15 protein-coding genes are annotated in these 18,305 nt (G+C 35.9%); 1 reads left to right on the top strand and 14 read right to left on the bottom strand.

What is annotated here, in order from left to right:
* Positions 1-45: 45 nt before the first annotated feature.
* From BW983_RS18920 to amaB, 8 genes are all read right to left on the bottom strand, one after another.
* Positions 46-1,461, bottom strand: a complete 1,416-nt coding sequence (locus BW983_RS18920) for an efflux transporter outer membrane subunit (RefSeq protein WP_076553426.1) — start codon at positions 1,459-1,461, stop codon at positions 46-48.
* Between the two features lie 85 nt (positions 1,462-1,546).
* Positions 1,547-4,693, bottom strand: a complete 3,147-nt coding sequence (locus BW983_RS18915) for an efflux RND transporter permease subunit (protein WP_076553425.1) — start codon at positions 4,691-4,693, stop codon at positions 1,547-1,549.
* On the bottom strand, positions 4,693-5,880 hold the full coding sequence (locus BW983_RS18910) for an efflux RND transporter periplasmic adaptor subunit (RefSeq protein ID WP_076553424.1): 1,188 nt from the start codon (positions 5,878-5,880) through the stop codon (positions 4,693-4,695). Before BW983_RS18910 ends, BW983_RS18915 begins: the two co-directional genes overlap by 1 nt.
* Position 5,881: 1 nt before the next feature.
* Positions 5,882-6,337 (bottom strand): P-loop NTPase family protein, encoded by a 456-nt coding sequence (locus BW983_RS18905; protein WP_076553423.1) that lies wholly within the window; start codon positions 6,335-6,337, stop codon positions 5,882-5,884.
* A gap of 116 nt (positions 6,338-6,453) precedes the next feature.
* The gene (locus tag BW983_RS18900; protein WP_076553493.1) at positions 6,454-6,966 is read right to left on the bottom strand and encodes a GNAT family N-acetyltransferase; all 513 of its coding nucleotides are present in this window, start codon (positions 6,964-6,966) and stop codon (positions 6,454-6,456) included.
* 271 nt (positions 6,967-7,237) lie between these two features.
* The gene (locus BW983_RS18895; protein WP_065394573.1) at positions 7,238-7,465 is read right to left on the bottom strand and encodes a DUF2007 domain-containing protein; all 228 of its coding nucleotides are present in this window, start codon (positions 7,463-7,465) and stop codon (positions 7,238-7,240) included.
* Between the two features lie 61 nt (positions 7,466-7,526).
* Positions 7,527-8,852 carry an L-lysine 6-transaminase gene (lat, locus tag BW983_RS18890; protein ID WP_076553422.1) on the bottom strand — a complete coding sequence of 442 codons (1,326 nt, stop codon included), beginning with the start codon at positions 8,850-8,852 and terminating at the stop codon, positions 7,527-7,529.
* Between the two features lie 111 nt (positions 8,853-8,963).
* Complete coding sequence (gene amaB / locus BW983_RS18885) at positions 8,964-10,514, bottom strand: L-piperidine-6-carboxylate dehydrogenase (protein WP_076553421.1); 1,551 nt, start codon at positions 10,512-10,514, stop codon at positions 8,964-8,966.
* Positions 10,515-10,649: 135 nt separating this feature from the next.
* Between amaB and BW983_RS24170 the strand changes: the two genes are divergently transcribed.
* Complete coding sequence (locus tag BW983_RS24170; protein ID WP_068943159.1) at positions 10,650-10,799, top strand: histidine kinase; 150 nt, start codon at positions 10,650-10,652, stop codon at positions 10,797-10,799.
* A 190-nt stretch (positions 10,800-10,989) separates the two neighbouring features.
* Here the strand turns inward: BW983_RS24170 and BW983_RS18875 are convergent, their stop codons facing one another.
* The 6 genes from BW983_RS18875 to BW983_RS18850 all read right to left on the bottom strand — a co-directional run bounded on the left by BW983_RS18875 (position 10,990) and on the right by BW983_RS18850 (position 18,281).
* Positions 10,990-11,178 (bottom strand): type II toxin-antitoxin system antitoxin, encoded by a 189-nt coding sequence (locus BW983_RS18875; RefSeq protein ID WP_076553492.1) that lies wholly within the window; start codon positions 11,176-11,178, stop codon positions 10,990-10,992.
* An 84-nt stretch (positions 11,179-11,262) separates the two neighbouring features.
* Complete coding sequence (locus tag BW983_RS18870) at positions 11,263-12,129, bottom strand: SPFH domain-containing protein (RefSeq protein ID WP_076553420.1); 867 nt, start codon at positions 12,127-12,129, stop codon at positions 11,263-11,265.
* A gap of 432 nt (positions 12,130-12,561) precedes the next feature.
* Positions 12,562-15,837 (bottom strand): cytochrome c biogenesis protein CcsA, encoded by a 3,276-nt coding sequence (gene ccsA / locus BW983_RS18865; protein WP_076553419.1) that lies wholly within the window; start codon positions 15,835-15,837, stop codon positions 12,562-12,564.
* Positions 15,838-16,372: 535 nt separating this feature from the next.
* Positions 16,373-16,951, bottom strand: a complete 579-nt coding sequence (locus BW983_RS18860) for a Crp/Fnr family transcriptional regulator (RefSeq protein WP_076553418.1) — start codon at positions 16,949-16,951, stop codon at positions 16,373-16,375.
* Between the two features lie 69 nt (positions 16,952-17,020).
* On the bottom strand, positions 17,021-17,665 hold the full coding sequence (locus BW983_RS18855) for a cysteine hydrolase family protein (protein WP_084184588.1): 645 nt from the start codon (positions 17,663-17,665) through the stop codon (positions 17,021-17,023).
* A 115-nt stretch (positions 17,666-17,780) separates the two neighbouring features.
* Positions 17,781-18,281: a hypothetical protein gene (locus tag BW983_RS18850; RefSeq protein WP_076553417.1), complete on the bottom strand. Its 501-nt coding sequence runs from the start codon at positions 18,279-18,281 to the stop codon at positions 17,781-17,783.
* Between the last annotated feature and the right edge of the window lie 24 nt (positions 18,282-18,305).

Below are 18,305 nucleotides of genomic sequence, written 5' to 3'. Positions count from 1 at the left end.
CGCATCATTACTGATACACGGTTTTATTTTTATTCTAAAATACGGTTACTTCCAGCCTCCGCCTAAAGCCTGATAAAGCTCAACGGCAGCTTTCATTTTACTGTATTGTGCATTGGAAATATTAAGTTCTGCATTCAATGAATTCACACTTGCATTCAATACTTCAAGATAGTTTGCCATCCCATAGTTTACCAATTCCTGAGAATAGTCAACTGATTTTTTGTAGGCATCCAGCTCTTTTTGTTTTAATTCAATAAATGAATCCTGAACGGAGAAAACTCTGATGGCATCAGAAACTTCTTTTCCTGCTGTAAGAACAGTTTTTCTAAAGTTTAAATAAGCTGTTTCCTGATTGGCAAGACTTACATCGTAGTTCGTCTTGATTGTTCTTTTGTTTAAAATAGGTTGTGCCAATCCTGCCACTACGTTCGCAAATAATGAATTTACGCTGAATAAATGATCAATATCCACAGACTGAAGTCCTCCTGTTCCGGTAAGCTTCAAAGTAGGATAAAACTGAGCTTTTGCTGCATTGGTTAATTCAAAAGCATTCATAAGGTTGTATTCAGCTCTCATTACGTCCGGACGGTTGGCAAGTAATTGAGTAGGATAACCTAATCTAAGATCAATCGGAAGTTTCTGTCCTCCTAACGTAGATCTTTCGATGGTGTGTGATGATTCCCCCATCAAAAGGCTCATTGTATTTTCAAGCAATTGAATCTGGGTATCAATATCAATCAATAAAGATTTTGCATTGAAAACAAGGGCTTCACTTTGTTGTACCGCAACTTCGGTTAGAGTTCCTGAAGCTTTTAATGCTTTTGTGGTTTCTAAGTTTTTTTCACGTACGGCAATAGTTTCTGTAATGATCTTTTTCTGAGCATCAAATGTCAGCAATTGATAATAAGCAGAAGCGATGGATGCAACAAGACTGCTTTTTACCGCTTTATGAGCTGCAACAGTTCCAAGATAAGTAGCAAGCTGTGCTTTTTCCTGAGCTCTTAATTTACCCCAGATATCAGCTTCCCAGGTAATACTTCCTGTAATGTCAAACTGATTCACATATCGTCTTTCTCCAATGATCTGACCAAACTGAGTATTGATAGACTGGGTTTGGAAAGTATAGTTAGGACCGATGGAAAGTGTCGGCTGATAGGCTGCTTTACTTTGTTTCAGATAAGCTTCTGCAGAATTAATGCTTTCTAATGCGATTCTGATATCAAGGTTGTTTTCCAAAGCCTTAGAAATATGCCCCTGAAGTATTGGATCTGTGAAGATCTCTTTCCAGGAAACATTTGCAATAGTAGCACTGTCTGAAGGAAGCATATCGGTACGGAAAAGCTTTTCGTCAACAACGTTCTTTGGTCTTTCATATTCTTTTCTTGCCATACAAGATGTAATGGCTCCCAATATGATTGCTGAGAAAGTTATTCCTTTTATGATGTTTAATAAACTCTTCATTGTTTAAAATTAGAAGTTAGAAATTTGAGGTTGGAAGCTGAACAACAAATGATCACCCAACTTCCATTCCTCGAATTTTTAATTTTTACTCGGCTAAATTGATTTCTTCTTTTTTAATAGGCTTGATCTTTTCCTGTATGGTTTCAAAAATCACATACAATACCGGAATTACAAAAAGTCCTAAGATGGTTCCTATCAATAATCCAATAGCGGCACCGGTTGCAATTGATCTGTTACCTACCGCTCCAATTCCACTGGCAAGTACCAATGGTAATAGACCGAAGATAAAGGCAAATGATGTCATCAGGATAGGTCTCACCCTTGCTTTAGCAGCATTGATAGCGGACATTACAATCGTTTCACCATGATGCCTTCTCTGAACAGCAAATTCTACAATAAGAATCGCATTTTTCGCCAATAGTCCTACCAACATGATCAGAGCAATCTGGAAATAAATATTATTTTCCAAGCCCATCACTTTTTGTCCTAAGTAAGCTCCCATTACCCCTAAAGGAAGGGAAATTACAACAACTAATGGCAGGATATAACTTTCATACTGTGCGGAAAGAATAAAGTATACAAAGATCAAACTTAATGCAAAGATCAAAAGCGTCTGAGATCCTGAATTTAATTCTTCTCTTGTTAACCCGGTAAATTCTACTGCATAGTTTTGATTCAGCGTTTCACTCGCTACCTGCTGTACAGCGGTAATGGCATCCCCGGAACTGTATCCTTCAGAGTTTGCTCCTGTTACTTTCACAGAGGTAAACAAGTTATAACGGCTTACAGATTGTGGTCCGTATGCTTTTGTCAATGTTACAAACTGTGAAATCGGTGACATGATACCCGAACCTGTTCTTATGTAAAGTTCGTTTAGGTTTTCAATATTTTTTCTGTTCTCAGGAAGAGCCTGAACCATAACCCTGAACTGTTTACCGTACTTGGTAAAGTCGGCAGTATAAATACCACCAATATACCCTTGCATAGTAGCTAAAATATCATTTACAGAAACCCCAAGCTGTTTAGCTAACGGCACATTAATTTCCATCTGATACTGAGGATATCTTGTATTGAATGATGTTTGTGCAAATTGAATTTCCGGTCTCTGCATCAGCTTACCGATAAATTCATTTGTTTTATTATCCAGATCAGCATAGTCTCCACCTGATTTGTCCAGCAATACCATTTCAAAACCTGCACTACTACCAAAACCTGGTACACTTGGAGGCTGGAAGAATACTACTTTTGCATCCGGAACAGCTCCTACAATTCCAAATAATTTCTTTGTAATATCTTCAGAAGTTTGTCCACTTGCTTTTCTTTCTTCAAACGGTTTCAGTTTAACGAAAGCAAGACCGTTGTTACTACCATTTCCGGATAAGAAACCTCTACCTGTAGAAATAGTAACATTTTGTACTCCCGGAACTTTCATAGCTTTAGCCTGAAGAGTTTTCAAAGCATTATAGGTTCTTTCCATAGAAGCACCTGGAGGAAGCTGAACATCTGTAAAGATAATCCCTCTATCTTCTGTAGGTACAAAACCTTTCTTCATACTGCTGCTTGCCCAGAATAAAATACCTCCGGTAACTGCAAAAATAATCAACGTTACCCATTTATGTCTTAAAAGAAAAACAAATCCTCTTCCGTAACGTTCAGTAGTTGTTTTAAAAGCAATATTGAACTTATAGAAAAACTTCTGTAGAATGTTTAAGTTCTGGTATTCTGCATGATGCTCTGCGTGAGGTTTTAAGAATAATGAACATAAAACCGGGCTCAACGTTAATGCATTAATCGCAGAAATAATGATGGCAATGATCAATGTAATACCAAACTGTTGGTAGAATACCCCTGTAGGACCTGTAATGAAGGTTACTGGGATAAATACAGCCGCCATTACCAAAGTAATAGAAATAATAGCCCCTGTAATCTCATCCATCGCTTCTACCGTTGCTTTTTTCGCATCAGAAATACCATGCTCCATCTTCGCATGGACTGCTTCGACAACTACAATGGCGTCATCCACCACAATACCAATGGCAAGTACTAATGCAAATAGCGTTAAGAGGTTCAATGAATATCCGAAGAGATTCAGGAAGAAGAAGGCTCCTACAATAGATACCGGAACTGCGATAGCTGGAATAAGAGTAGATCTGAAATCCTGAAGGAAAATATATACTACAATAAATACCAGAATAAAGGCTTCAATCAGGGTATGTACTACCTTTTCAATAGATGCCTCAAGGAATTCATTGGTATCAAAGTTAAAAGTATACTTGATTCCCTGTGGAAAAGTACCCTCTGCTGATTTCAGATAAGTTTTGATATTTTTAATAATCTCCTGTGCGTTGGATCCCGGAGTCTGGAAGATCCCCATACTGATGGAAGGGCTATTTCCGTTTTCCCCGATACCTGTGTAAGACTGACCGGCAAGTTCTACTTTGGCAACATCTTTCAGCATCAGGTTTTGTCCGTTTGCCAGAGCTTTGATGATAATATTATCGTACTGCTCTTTATCGTTAAATTTACCTACATATTTGATAATATATTCAAAAGAACTACCACTGTTTTGTCCGATAGAACCAGCTGCAGCTTCTCTACTTTGCTCATTAATAGCATTGGTAACGTCAGTAGGAGTTACACTGTAGGCAGCCATTTTGGCAGGATCTAGCCAGATTCTCATGGAATAGTTTTTACCTCCGAAAACGTTGGCATCCCCTACACCATTTACCCTTTTAAGGTTTGGAATAATGTTGATATTCAAAAAGTTCTGAAGGTATACATCATCAAGATCTTTATTTTCAGAATAGAAAGACATATACATCAGGGCACTGGTCTGCTGCTTCTGGGTTACAACCCCTGAACGCGTTACTTCAGAAGGCAGAAGAGGTGTTGCTCTTGCTACACGGTTCTGTACGTTTACCGCAGCAATATCCGGGTCTATTCCTTGTTTGAAGAAAACCTGAATCTGAGCAGATCCGTCGTTTCCGGCACTGGAAGTAATATAATCCATACCTTCCACCCCGTTGATCTGTTCTTCCAAAGGTACTACTACACTCTTCATCACCGTTTCAGCATTGGCTCCCGTATAGTTTGCGGAAACACTCACTGTAGGCGGTGCAATATCCGGATACTGTGTAACCGGTAACGAGATCAGCCCTAACACACCGAGAATCACAATCAAAATTGAGATTACGGTAGATAAAACCGGTCTGTTAATAAAGTTTTTTATCATTAGAATTTCGGTTTTATAGATTGAACAAGACTATCCATTTTAATTGGCTTCGGTTTTACTGCTGTTCCAGGTTTAAGACCTCCGATACCAGCTGCAATTACTGTTTCCCCTTTATTAACTCCTGATTTGATAAGAGCCATATTGTCAATTCTGTCAATAACATTTACAACAACATTTCTCGCAGTATCTCCTTTTTCCACTTTGTATACGTAAACAATACCTTGCTGTTCGTAAGTAGCACTTTCCGGAACTACCAATACATTGTCATAATGCTGAGGGAATCTGATGGTTCCACTGTTACCATTACTTAATAATTTTTGAGCATTAGGGAATGCTACTCTGAACTGAATAGTTCCCGTTGTAGGATCAATCTGACCTGTAATCGCTTCAATTCTTCCTTTTTCAGGATAAAGGCTTCCGTTGGCTAACTGAAGCTCTACCATTGGTAAGTTTTTGATTTTCTCAGGCATAGAAGCTCCCGGAGCTTTTTCAAGGAAATTGAAATATTCTTTTTCATTCATGGCAAAGTAGGCAAAGATCTCAGAAGTATCCGAAATCGTTGTCAGTGGTGTCTGATCAGACGGTCCCACCAAACTTCCTACCTTTAATGGAAGTCTTCCAATCACCCCAGAAATAGGAGCACGAATGATAGAATACTCAATATTCGCTTCTACTCCTTTATAATTGGCTTCAGCTTGTCTTTTTGCAGCATGTGCCTGTTGTAATTGAGCCTGAGCCTGAGCTAACTGAGCTTGAGCAGACTGTAACTGTACGTTACTGATAATGTTTTTCTGAACCAGGGGTTTCAGTTTATTTACTTCTACCTGGGCAGCATTTACTGATGCCTGTGCAGCGGCAATACTGGATTCAGCAGCTCCGATTCCGGCTTTGGAAGCGGCAGCATTTTCAGTAAGGATATTGGTTTCCAATCGGAACAATGGCTGTCCCTTGGTAACATATTGTCCTTCATCTACCAACAGCTGGGTGATATATCCCTGTATTTTAGCACGTACATCATTGTTTACCCTACCTTGAATGGTAGCCGGAAAAGTCTGATAACCTACTATATTTTTTGACTCCACAGAAACAACAGGATATGGCTTGGCACCATCCTGTTTCGGAGCTTCTTTTTTGCAGGCTGTGAGTGAGAGCCCTGCAATCGAAAGTATAACTAGCTTATTATTCATTTTATAGTTTATTAAGAGATTCCTGAATATTTTCTATGTTTTTATTTAAAAGAGCTTTGTAAACTTCTATTCTTTCATTGTATCCATCGTCTTTACTTTTTTTAAAATTGTTTAAATCATCTAATAATTTTAATTCGTCCTTCATTTTCTGGACAATCTTCTCAAATCGAATTTTCTTGTATTCATCATTGATGAAAAAATACCGTTTCCGCTCATCCATTTTGTTGTGATCTACGATAAGCTGTGCATTGAGCAATAATGAAATACTTGTGGAAACAGAACTTTTGCTCGCAGAGAGCACTTCAACAAACTCATCAAAAGTAATTCCTACTTTCTCATAATCAAAAAGAAGGTAGGAATAGATTTTTGAGGCTAATGGAGGTAAGCTGAACACGGTGCCATAGAATTTTACGGCATCTTGAAAAATTTTTTCATCAATTTCTATACTTTGGTGCATAATATAAAAATTTAAACAAATGTAAAAATTAGTTCAGAACCAAACGAACAAAGCTGATAGACATTATAAATACACGGCGTTTTAAAAATTCAATGAAAGTTGATTTAACTTTTTGCCTAAATAATAATCTTCTCAAAAGCCTTTCTCATTCCGTCTTTCAAAAGAACTTCTCCACAATAGGAATATCCTTTCCCTTCTAGAATCTTCAGCATAGCGATATTGTCGTGGTTGGTATCTACCTTTACACTCTGAATTCCATGCGATTTAGTGAAGTCTTCAATGTGATCAAATAGTTTTTTCACCATTCCCTGTCCGGCAAATTTTTCATCTATAGCGACTCTGTGAACAACTACAAACTCACCATTACTCAACCATGCGCCTTCAATTTTACTGTAAGCCGGTTCATCGTTAAGAATCAAAGCTGCATACACGGCAATATCCCCGTCTACTGTAAGCACATATCCGAAACCTTTAGCAATATCGCTTTCTACCGTATCAAGATTAGGATAACCATTCTGCCATTGTGTACTTCCATCTTGTCTTCTTCTTTCAATGGATTGCTGGATGATTGCCCAAATAATGTCTCTGTCTTCAATTTCCGATTTTCTTAATTTGATTTCTGGATTCATGTTGTTGATTTTGATTAAAAAACATAAAGTTAAAAAGCTAAAATTCTGAACTGTTTCTCTTTGATTATCCGAACTGAAGTCCGTTTTTGTCAAATTTAAATCTGACCAATACAAACTTCTGGTTCTGATATAGAATAATAGTTCTTCAATTCATCTTTTAAATATTTATTTTTTTAATATTTTAATAATTAATTTAATTAAAAAACCGAAAACTAATTAAAATTAATTTTCGGTTCGAAGTAGTAAAATTTAAAATTATGAAATTGTTTTATTAATTTTCATTTTGTTGAAGATATGCATCAATAATTTCAAATGCTTTCTTCTCATCTTCCAAATCCACCATTACCTTTAGCGATGTCGCAGTAGGTGTAGTTGTAAATGTCAGATAGTTATTTTCAACGGTATTTGTAATTTGTGCATCATCCAATTTAGACTTAACCAACTGAATTTCTGAAGGGTTATCACTTTCATATACTGATACTCTCGTACTTCTTTCCATATTCTAATTGTTTGAGTATCTAAATTTACAATGTTTTTTTGAAAATTACAAATCTTTGGTTTTAAATTTTATTAATATTATTTTCGATCTTATCTAATGCCAGCTGAATTTCTTCTCTGGTAACGTTCAGGTGTGGTCTGAAACGTAAAGACTGATCTCCACATGGAAGAATGATCAACCCATCATTGAATAATTCTGTCATCATCTTATTTCTATCTGTACCTGATGGCAGGTCCACAGCACACATCAATCCTCTACCTCTTGCATTTGAAAGTTTCTCAGGATATTTTTCAGCAAGTGCCTTTAAACTTTCTAATAAGAAATCTCCCACTACTCTTGCATTTTCAACAAGGTTTTCTTTTTCGATTACTTCCATTACCAATTGGAAACGAAGCATATCGATAAAGTTTCCTCCGAATGTAGAATTGATTCTTGAGCTTTCTCTGAAAACGTTGTTCGGAACTTCGTCAAATTTCTCTTTATTGGCTAATACACCGCAAACCTGTGCTTTTTTACCGAAAGAAATAATATCCGGTTTAGCTGTAAAGTGTTGGAACGCCCACATTTTTCCAGTAATAGCGATCCCGGTCTGAACTTCGTCAAAAATTAGTAAGATTTCATTGTCGTCACAGATTTTTCTTAATCCTAATAGGAATTCATCTCTGAAATGGTTGTCACCACCTTCTGCCTGAATAGGTTCAATGATGATACAAGCTACTTTATCAGGGTTCATTAAGATTGCTTCTTCAATCTGTACTAAAGCTAATTGCTCGTTTTTGATTGTTTCTGCAAGATTCTCTTCTGTAATCGGGAATGATAATTTCGGATTTAAAATTCTTGGCCATTTGAACATTGGGAAATATTGGTATTTCCTAGGGTCTGAAGTGTTTGTTAAACTTAAAGTATAACCGCTTCTTCCGTGGAAAGCCTGTTTGAAGTGAATACAGATTCCTGCTTCTGTCTCAATTCCTTTTTCAAAATTCTTGCGAGTTTTCCAGTCGAAGCAAGCTTTCATAGCATTTTCAACCCCTAAAGTTCCGCCTTCGATAAAGAAAGCATACTGTAATTCTTCAGGAATAACTACTCTTTCGAATACTTCTAAAAACTGAGCATATTCTTCTGAATAAACGTCAGCAAGCGTTGGCTTATTAACAGCCATTCTTCCCAACCATTCTGATCTTTCTAGAAGATACGGGTGGTTGTACCCGATGGAAGCTGATGCAAACATAGAGAACATATCCAGGTACTCTCTGTCTGTAAGTTTATCATAAAGCCATGATCCGTGAGATTTTTCAATATCCATCACGAAATCGAAACCGTCTGCTAACACGTGTTTTCCAACTGTTTCTTTTACTTTATTTGCTTGTATATCTAATGTGTGTTCCATAATAAATTGTTGTGTGATTTAATAAGTGAATGATTAAACGATCAAAAGCTGAGCATTCAATCATTCAGGTTATTAAGTTTTGTAGTTTTTTCAGTGCTTTAAGTAAAGCTTTTATAAATCAAATTTAATCCCTTGTGCTAAAGGAAGTTGTGCGGTGTAATTTATAGTATTGGTTTGTCTTCTCATATAATACTTCCAAGCATCTGATCCAGATTCTCTTCCGCCTCCGGTTTCTTTTTCACCTCCGAAAGCTCCTCCGATCTCAGCACCTGAAGTACCTATGTTTACGTTGGCAATACCACAATCTGAACCTGCATGAGAAAGGAATAATTCAGCTTCTCTTAGGTTTTGGGTCATGATTGCTGAAGAAAGTCCTTGAGGAACATCATTCTGAATAGCGATGGCTTCCTCCAACGTTTTGTATTTGATTAAATATAAGATAGGTGCAAATGTTTCATGCTGAACGATCTCATAAGAGTTCTTTACTTCTGCAACGCATGGTTTAACATAGCATCCTGATTCGTATTCTTTTCCAGTTAAAACTCCACCTTCAACAACGAATTTTCCACCTTCTTTTTTACATTTTTTGATAGATTCTTCATATTGGTTTACAGCATCTACATCGATAAGTGGTCCTACGTGGTTGGTTTCATCCAAAGGATTTCCGATCTTTAATTGTCCGTAAGCTTTTACTAATCTTGACTTCACTTCATCATAAACATCTTCGTGAATGATCAATCTTCTTGTAGAAGTACATCTTTGTCCTGCAGTTCCTACCGCTCCGAAAACAGCTCCGATGATAGACATATTAAGATCTGCCTCTTTTGTAATGATGATTGCGTTGTTTCCTCCTAATTCAAGGATTGATTTTCCGAATCTTTCTGCTACTTTAGAAGAAACCATTCTTCCTACTCTTGTAGAACCTGTGAAAGATACCAATGCTACTCTCTTATCATCTACTAGTTTTTGTCCGATCTCGTGATCTGCAACCAATACACTTGAAATTCCTTCTGAAAGGTTATTTTCTTTCAAAACTTCATTCATAATATTCTGACATGCAATCGCACAAAGCGGAGTTTTCTCTGATGGCTTCCAAATGGTAACGTTACCACAGATCCAAGCTAAAGCTGTATTCCAAGACCATACTGCTACCGGGAAGTTGAACGCTGTAATAATACCTACCACTCCAAGCGGGTGATACTGTTCGTACATTCTGTGACCAGGTCTTTCCGAGTGCATTGTATATCCCTGAAGTTGTCTGGAAAGTCCAACTGCAAAATCGCAGATATCGATCATTTCCTGAACTTCTCCAAGACCTTCCTGTAATGATTTACCCATTTCGTAAGAAACAAGTTTTCCAAGATCGTCTTTATATTCTCTTAATTTTAAGCCAAGCTGCCTTACAATTTCTCCTCTTTTAGGAGCCGGGATCAGCCTGAATTCCTGAAATGCCTTTTGAGCAGTTTCAATTACTTTGTCATAATCACTTTCTCCGGAAGTCTTTACTTTTGCGATTAGCTTTCCGTCCACAGGAGAGATACTTTCTATCGTCTTTCCTGAAGCGAAATATTTACCGCCCACTGAAGAACCTTTATTCTCTTCTTTAATACCAAGGTTTTTGAGTGTCTTTTCGATTCCGAAATCCTTTACTTTTTTTGACATAAAATCTTACTTTTCGTTCTCTCTAAAGATAAAAATATTATGCGAACCTCAAAACTTTAATTTTTATCTTGTTTTTTATTTGGACTAATTATAAACATGCTTATCTTTGTAGGGTAATCTTTTTGACATTCGCCAATGGAAAATTCACAAGAAAATAACTCAAAGTTTAAAAAATGGTTCAAGCGTGTAGGATGGGCAGGGTTTGCTTTCTTTACCATTAAAGGCTTGATTTGGCTCGTAATATTCTACTTTGGGGCAGATTCGCTTCAGAGTTGTATGAAATAAAAAAGCAGAGAAAAATTTCTCTGCTTTCTTTTTTTTGGTAAGATTAATTGAATTGTTATTTCTTCATTGAAGCGTTCAAAAACCACTTCTTTTTTGCATTTTTTATAATTTGAAATTTGATGAAAACAAATTATTTTAATGTCTGAATCTTCCGAAAACGCCTTATAATCCTTAAAATTTGTCTTCTTAATTACTCTTTCTTTTTTCTTCCTGAATTCACAAGGCTCTGATGCAACAGGTATTCAATCTGACCATTCACACTTCTGAATTCATCATTTGCCCATTTTTCAATGAGTTTATAAGTAGACTCATCTATCCTTATGACAAAGGATTTTTTGCCTTTGTTTTCCGAAGTGTTCTGAGCTTTTTCTGATTTCATTATTCTTGTTTTTGATGCAAGATGCATTGGGTTATCTTCCAGATTTATAACTTCGAAAAAACCTGAAATTATTGATTGTTATGATTAATTATACAGCGTTCCTGCATTCAATATGGGTGTTGCCGCTTTTTCGCCACAAAGAACCACCATTAAATTGCTTACCATTGCTGCTTTTCTTTCATCATCAAGCTCAACGATATTCTCTTCAGAAAGTTTTTTAAGTGCAAGATCTACCATCCCAACAGCTCCTTCCACAATCTTTGTTCTCGCAGCTACAATTGCAGTAGCCTGTTGTCTCTGAAGCATTGCTCCGGCAATCTCTGATGCGTATGCCAAGTGAGAAATTCTTGCTTCCTGGATAACAATTCCTGCTTTAGAAAGGCGGTCTGTAAGTTCCTGTTCCAAAATAGAATTGATCTTATCACCACCTTCTCTCAAAGTAATTGGAGCATGATCATCTTCCAGGTTATCATAAGGGAAACTCATAGCCAAATGACGTACAGCAGCTTCACTCTGCATTCTAACAAAATCGGAATAGCGCTCTACATCAAAAGCAGCTTTATAAGTATCTCCTACTTTCCATACCATTACTACGGCAATTTCGATAGGATTCCCCATCTTATCATTTACCTTCAAAGTTTGTCCCTGTAAGTTCTCCGAACGTAATGACATTTTCTGAGATGAATATAATGGATTGATAAAAAATAATCCGTTATCTTTTACTGTTCCTACATACTTTCCAAAGAAGTTCAATACTCTTGAATGATTAGGCTGAATAATCATTAAGCCTTTTAAGAAGAAGCATGAAAGTAAAAAGCAAAGCATAGCTAATACAACAAACGTAACGCTTTGGTCTACTCCTGAAATAAAGAAGTACACTGCAGCAACAAAGAGAATCAGGCAAATTACTAAGGTAAGATAACCTGACATAGGTTTTAATGTTTTTTCCATGATTGAATTTTTAATTTGATATTATTTTGATATCATAAAGATAGTAGTAAAATTTGGATTTCGAATGATATATTTGGATTTTTTTGATGAGTCTGGATTTTGGAATTTATGCAACAAGGTCTGTGGTTGTAAATTTTTACAGTAATGATGAGTTGAGATTAAAAGCTATAAACGCTATGTTTGCTAAGAATGTATGAATTATAATGAAAAGATCGCTGAGGCGTTTCACTCAGCTAAGAAGAATACACATTGCTGAACGAAAATTAAAAGCTTATTATTTCATTTTCCTTGCGAATCTAGCGTTAAAAATAACCTCAGAAATACACCTTGATTATTCCATTATTCTCTCTACTGATATAAATAACCTTTCACTTTAGACAAAAAAATCCCGGAAGTGAATTCCGGGATCTAATAAATAATATGTTTAAAAGGTTATTTCTTCGTTAAGGTTTTAAACTTGAAATAAGAAACTGCTGCTAACGTAATCATTGTAGCAATTCCGATGTATACCCAAGCTGGTACTGGTACCGGATCTCCTGCTGCATAAGAGTGAAGTCCGCTCAGGTAATAGTTTACCCCAAAATAGGTCATTACCATTGAACAGAAAGCAAACATTGTTGCTACGTGGAACGCCCATCTGCTTCTTAATCCTGGAACTAATCTCATGTGTAAAACAAAAGCGTATACCATAATAGAGATGAAAGCCCAAGTTTCTTTTGGATCCCAGCTCCAATATCTACCCCAAGATTCGTTTGCCCAGATACCTCCAAGGAAGTTACCTACCGTTAAGGCAAAAAGACCGATTGTTAAAGACATTTCAGAAACAATAACTAATTCCTTCAATGTAGTATCGTGGTGAATTTTATAAGTATCCTTGTTGGAAATAATATAGAACACTAATGACAATACAGCAATAATCATTGATAACGCAAAGAATCCATAACTTGATGTAATAATCGCTACGTGAACAATTAACCAGTAAGATTTCAATACAGGAACAAGCGGCGTAATCTGTGGATCAAGCGCTGAACCTCCGTGTGCAAATCCCATCATAATAACAGCTACCATAAATCCTGATGCAGGAATCAATGCGTTTGAGTTTTTATAAAGAACCAAACCTGCTGTAATACCTACCCAAGAGATAAAGATAATCGCTTCATAACCGTTACTCCAAGGAGCATGTCCTGAAATATACCATCTTGCTACAAGACCCAGGAAGTGGAATAAATATCCTACTAAACCAATTGCAATAATTACTTTAATAGCTTTATTTAATGCTTTTTTCGGTTTGAACAATTCTACAAAACCTAAAAGTAAAATAAGTCCTCCGATAATAGTATAGAAAATCAATAATTTAAAATTGATATCCGCCTTATTCATGAATACTTCAAGATCTATTTTAGATTGATCAGGAACTACTGCTTTCCCCCATTTTCTCTGATAGTCTGAAAGCTTTGCCAATTCAGCATCAGCTTTACTCCAATCACCAGATCTTTGTGCACCGATAACATTGGCAAAATAAGGTCCCATTACTTGCTGAGATTCCATGTCCGGTTCAAATTTCTGATCCAGCCAAGAGTGCCAAGTGTGGTTTGCATCATTTTTCACAGGAACAATTCTTAAGAACTGACCGCTGAAAAATTCATTGAAAATCTGAACTCTCTCATTCAGTTTAATTACCTGTTTGTCATACTCAGACTGGTCTGCAGGTTTTTTAGCAAAAGCAGCATTATAATCTCTTTCCAGAACATAAGTTAACATTCCTGTTTTTTTATCAACCGGGAAAAGGTTTAATAAAGATGTATAACCATCTTCGTCAGCTTTAGTTTTTTCTAGAAGTGCTTTCCCTCCTTTTTCTCCAACGCTGATTAAAGGAACTGATGTCCAGCTCTCCGTATCTGTATTGATAGAAAGGAACCATTGGTTAGCATCCAGAGATTTTCCGTCTGTACCTTTGAAACGGTCATGCTTGTAAAGTTTTCTTAGAACCTCTAACGCCTGCGTATTCATTGGAACAATTCTTCCTTCGAAGTTTTGAACTAAAAGATAACCAAATTTCTCTGCGTGTTCCTTGCTAATTTTATTTTTTGCAATGATTTCATCTGGTGAAATCATTCTCATTTTCCCCATTGGAGAAGCTAATGAGTTCTGTCTTATCTCACTGTCCTGATTTGTCTGAGCTGCAGGAGCCGGTGCTGCATGAGTATGCCCGTCACCTTCTACATGTACATGCTCTCTGCTTCCGTCTGTTGTTCCGTGAGTTTCAATTTTTTGTGCATTTAAACCTAAGCTTAAAAATACTAAAAGTACTGCCGCCACTTTCTTTTTGTTAGCGTCTTTCAGCATTTTATTTAACTTCCAGAAGTGTGTTCCTTTCCAGAAGAAAATAACAAACATTCCTAAGAATAATAATCCGTATCCGATATAAGAGATCAAAGTTCCCCAATAGTCATGGTTTACAGACAATACTGTTCCCATTCTGTCCGGATCAAAGCTAGACTGGAAGAAACGGTATCCTTTATAGTTTAGAACGTGGTTCATATAGATTTTATAAGGAGTTTCTTTTCCTTCGTCAACGATTTTCACGTGACTTTCATAAGCACTTGGAGAGTTACTTCCCGGATAAGTTTCCATAACGAAATCATCCAGTTTTAATGCAAATGGTGTATTGTAAACCTTTGGTCCGTATCCAACCATAATGTTCAATCCGTCCATCGTGATTTGCTTGTAAGCATTTGGATTTCCTCTTTCAACAGAAAGATCAACCAATTGTTTTGTTTTTGGACCCTGTAACTCAATCTGAAGCATATCCGGCACGTTAGCGTCTTTCTTTCTGTCGCCTTCAATTGCCATTAATTTACCCTTCTTAAGTCCTTCAGGAATTACAAGCTTTAATTCATTGATTGTATATAAACTTCTCAATGCTAAAGGTTGGAATTCATCTTTTACAGTACTTCCCGTAGCCTGAGTTGCCATGGTCATGTAACTTGCGTCTACCGGAGTTTTGATGAATAGTTTACCCCCTTCGTTTTTAAATTCAACAGCACCATCAATAGCTCTGTTGAAAGTTACCAAAGTTCCGTTGATTGATTTTGTCTCTCCGGCTTTGATGTAAATGTTTTGTCTTCCAGTTTTTCCTGTTGAAACCAGGTGAAGATATTCAGTTCCGTTAGGCTCAGTCAATAAGCTGTCTTTCTTTCTCTGAATATATTCCTTTGCGAGAACTTTCACTTCTTTTCCATGAAAGTCATAGGTAGCATTCAGGTCTTTATGCAACGGAGACATTAGATAAGGAATATCCTGATAATTAAGAACATCACCTTTTTCTTCGATCTGAATTTTAAGATAATTTTTATCAGTTACGATCTCGTTAGACGTCTCACCCTCTCTGATATGCATCTGTCCTTCAAAACTGATGTATCTTGTGATGGCACCACCGATAAAAATAAAAATAAAGGCAAGGTGAAAAACTAAAACTGGCCACTTTTCTTTTTTCCAAAGTCTATATCTTCCGATATTTCCTATGAAGTTGATAATAAGCAGCACCATGATGAGTTCAAACCATTTTGCCTCATAAATTAATGCTTTTGCTGTAGGAGTTCCGTAGTCGTTTTCTAAGAACGTTGCATAAGCCATTGCAAATGCGTACACCAGCAACAATACAGCCATTGTCCTGGTTGAGATAATAATATCTTGGAGCTTCTTCATGATATGATATATACTTGACATGCAAAAATAAGGATGATAAACCACAAAGTGCTGAAAAAAAGCTGTTTTTTGTCATTTTGAAGCCTGTTTTAGTTATTTTGAATCATTCTTAATAACATTAGAGTTATTAAGGAAAATTCAATTTTTAAAACAAGTTAAATACAGATTTATAATACCTATATTCGTGATTGAGAACTTCTATTTAGTAAAACTAATTTAATAATAAATATATTGAAAATCAAATAATTAAAAACAACTGTTTAATTTTGAACAGAAAAAATATTCAACTCTTTTTTCTCTATTTTGAAAAAAAACAACTTTTTGGTAGTTTAAGTTTTCAATCAACAGCATTTTATTGATTGAAAAAAGAAGGTATATAGGGTTAATTTAATCCTGTAAATTTCATTCATCAATAGAAATTAACGTACAAATTCAATCGTAAAACTCTATTTCATAAACATTTTACTTTAAAACAATTCTAATTTAAACTATTAAGAGCGTAAAATTTGAATCAAAATGTGTAAAAATCAACCTATTATTCCAACGAAATCTTTTTCCTTATCTTACTTAAAAACTCATGAGTAATCCCAAGGTAAGAAGCAACCTGTTGTTGGGTGAGTTTCTGTTCTAATCCGGGATATTTCTGAAGAAACTCCAGATAACGTTTATCAGCTGTTTTTCCCGTCAAGGACAAGATTCTTCTCTGCAAGGCGACAGATGATTGCTGATTCATAATTCTGAAAAGCTTTTCAATCTGTGGCATTGTTTCATACAGGCATTCTTTGTCTTTTTTTGAAATCATTAATACATTACTGTCATAAAGCGCTTCAATATTTAATATGCTTGGAACATGATTGATGAGACTGTCAATATCCGTGATCCACCACCCTTCAACAGCGAAATAAAGAGTTTGTTCGAAACCACTTTCGTTAAGATAATAAATTTTAAAACATCCATTCAGAACAAAGCCTTCAAAAAGACAATAATCTCCTTCTTTAAGAACAACGTCTCTTTTTTTAAAGCTTTTCAACTGAAACGGAGCAGTAAACTTTCTGAACTCTTCCTCTGAAAGATTAATATATCTGCTGATATTTTTGTGAAGTAGATCAAACATGATTTCATTTAACAAAATAAAGATACCAATATTACTGATATCTTTATTTATTACAATTTTGTATTAGTATTATTTCTTGCTTAAAAATTCAGAGGCATTTATAATATTTGCGTACAGATTTCCCAGTGCTGATATTCCTGCTAAAAACGATTTTTGTACATCAGCAGCTTTCACAATTTTCCCGTCAAGCTCTCTGTCTCTGGTAGCAGTAGCATCTCCGATAATCGTATTACTGAAACCGAAATCAAAAGCTGCTCTTGTCGTAGATTCTACACAAACATCAGTCATCATCCCTGTAATAATAAGATTTTTGATATTCTTAGACTGAAGATACTCTAAAAGCTCAGTTTCCCTGAAACTATTGGGGAAATGTTTTACAATAACTTTTTCATCTCCAGATGGCGAAACTAAAGGATGAATTTCCGCTCCTGAAGTTCCCGGTAAAAAGAAAGTTGCTCCTTCATTGGTTGAAATATGTTTGATATGAACAACAGGTAGATTATTTTTTCTGAAATATTCCAATACCTGTTGAATATTTTTACCTGCTTTTTCAGATCCTTCCAATGTCATTTTTCCTCCCGGGAAATAATCATTTTGTACATCAATAATTAATAGTGCTGTGTTTTCCATTGTCTTTTTTTGTTGTGCGTTGATTTGTACCATTGATAGTAAAATAAGACCTAAAGTGAAGATGTTTTTTAATATATTTTTCATTGATTAAACTTTATGAGACAAAGTTATAAAGCATCTAATTCTTAACCTTTGAACTAGTTCAAAAAATAAACATCAACAAAAAACCGAAGGTATTTCCTTCGGTTCAATCTTTATACTATTTCCAGTAACTCCATTTTAATCCATCAAATACAGCCATCGTTTTGCTTACTGTATCATAGCACATCATTCCAGGATATGGGCTTTTAACATTGATATGAGGAGCTGCTACTTTTGGCAATATTAAAGCTTTATTCGCTGATTCCAGTACTAACACACCAGGAACTGTTGTGGCAGGATTTCCGATAATGACTCTATTAGGACCAGATACTTCAGCATTGGTATTGAAAGTAACATTATCAATAGAACCTGCATCACTCAGCGCTACCCAGCCAGAATTATCTTTCATTTTTATCATCTTATCATTTTTATCCATCAGAATAGTTCCGGCTACAGCATCATTAGGCAAAGCCTCTACAATGGGAAGCATAATACCATTAGTGCTATTAGGTGCAAAATCAAGAATTCCATCTCCATCTATAGATTCTTTTCCGATGCCAACTTGCGCGAATACAAATCCAGATGACAAAAATCCTATAAGTACTACTATATTTTTCATTGTATTATTTTTAAATGTGAATAG

It is taken from the genome of Chryseobacterium ureilyticum, assembly GCF_900156735.1.
In the GTDB taxonomy this organism is placed as follows: domain Bacteria; phylum Bacteroidota; class Bacteroidia; order Flavobacteriales; family Weeksellaceae; genus Chryseobacterium; species Chryseobacterium ureilyticum.
The sequence above is the reverse complement of the archived record's forward strand: the minus strand, read 5'-3'. Positions and strand labels throughout refer to the sequence as shown.

What these genes read in the sequence shown, in the direction of transcription:
- BW983_RS18905 (WP_076553423.1), bottom strand. Translation starts at nt 6,337, where the DNA reads ATGCACCAAAGTATAGAAATTGATGAAAAAATTTTTCAAGATGCCGTA.
- BW983_RS18900 (WP_076553493.1), bottom strand. Translation starts at nt 6,966, where the DNA reads ATGAATCCAGAAATCAAATTAAGAAAATCGGAAATTGAAGACAGAGAC.
- BW983_RS18895 (WP_065394573.1), bottom strand. Translation starts at nt 7,465, where the DNA reads ATGGAAAGAAGTACGAGAGTATCAGTATATGAAAGTGATAACCCTTCA.
- ccsA (WP_076553419.1), bottom strand. Translation starts at nt 15,837, where the DNA reads ATGAAGAAGCTCCAAGATATTATTATCTCAACCAGGACAATGGCTGTA.
- BW983_RS18910 (WP_076553424.1), bottom strand. Translation starts at nt 5,880, where the DNA reads ATGAATAATAAGCTAGTTATACTTTCGATTGCAGGGCTCTCACTCACA.
- lat (WP_076553422.1), bottom strand. Translation starts at nt 8,852, where the DNA reads ATGGAACACACATTAGATATACAAGCAAATAAAGTAAAAGAAACAGTT.
- amaB (WP_076553421.1), bottom strand. Translation starts at nt 10,514, where the DNA reads ATGTCAAAAAAAGTAAAGGATTTCGGAATCGAAAAGACACTCAAAAAC.
- BW983_RS18860 (WP_076553418.1), bottom strand. Translation starts at nt 16,951, where the DNA reads ATGTTTGATCTACTTCACAAAAATATCAGCAGATATATTAATCTTTCA.
- BW983_RS18850 (WP_076553417.1), bottom strand. Translation starts at nt 18,281, where the DNA reads ATGAAAAATATAGTAGTACTTATAGGATTTTTGTCATCTGGATTTGTA.
- BW983_RS18855 (WP_084184588.1), bottom strand. Translation starts at nt 17,665, where the DNA reads ATGAAAAATATATTAAAAAACATCTTCACTTTAGGTCTTATTTTACTA.
- BW983_RS18920 (WP_076553426.1), bottom strand. Translation starts at nt 1,461, where the DNA reads ATGAAGAGTTTATTAAACATCATAAAAGGAATAACTTTCTCAGCAATC.
- BW983_RS18870 (WP_076553420.1), bottom strand. Translation starts at nt 12,129, where the DNA reads ATGGAAAAAACATTAAAACCTATGTCAGGTTATCTTACCTTAGTAATT.
- BW983_RS24170 (WP_068943159.1), top strand. Translation starts at nt 10,650, where the DNA reads ATGGAAAATTCACAAGAAAATAACTCAAAGTTTAAAAAATGGTTCAAG.
- BW983_RS18915 (WP_076553425.1), bottom strand. Translation starts at nt 4,693, where the DNA reads ATGATAAAAAACTTTATTAACAGACCGGTTTTATCTACCGTAATCTCA.
- BW983_RS18875 (WP_076553492.1), bottom strand. Translation starts at nt 11,178, where the DNA reads ATGAAATCAGAAAAAGCTCAGAACACTTCGGAAAACAAAGGCAAAAAA.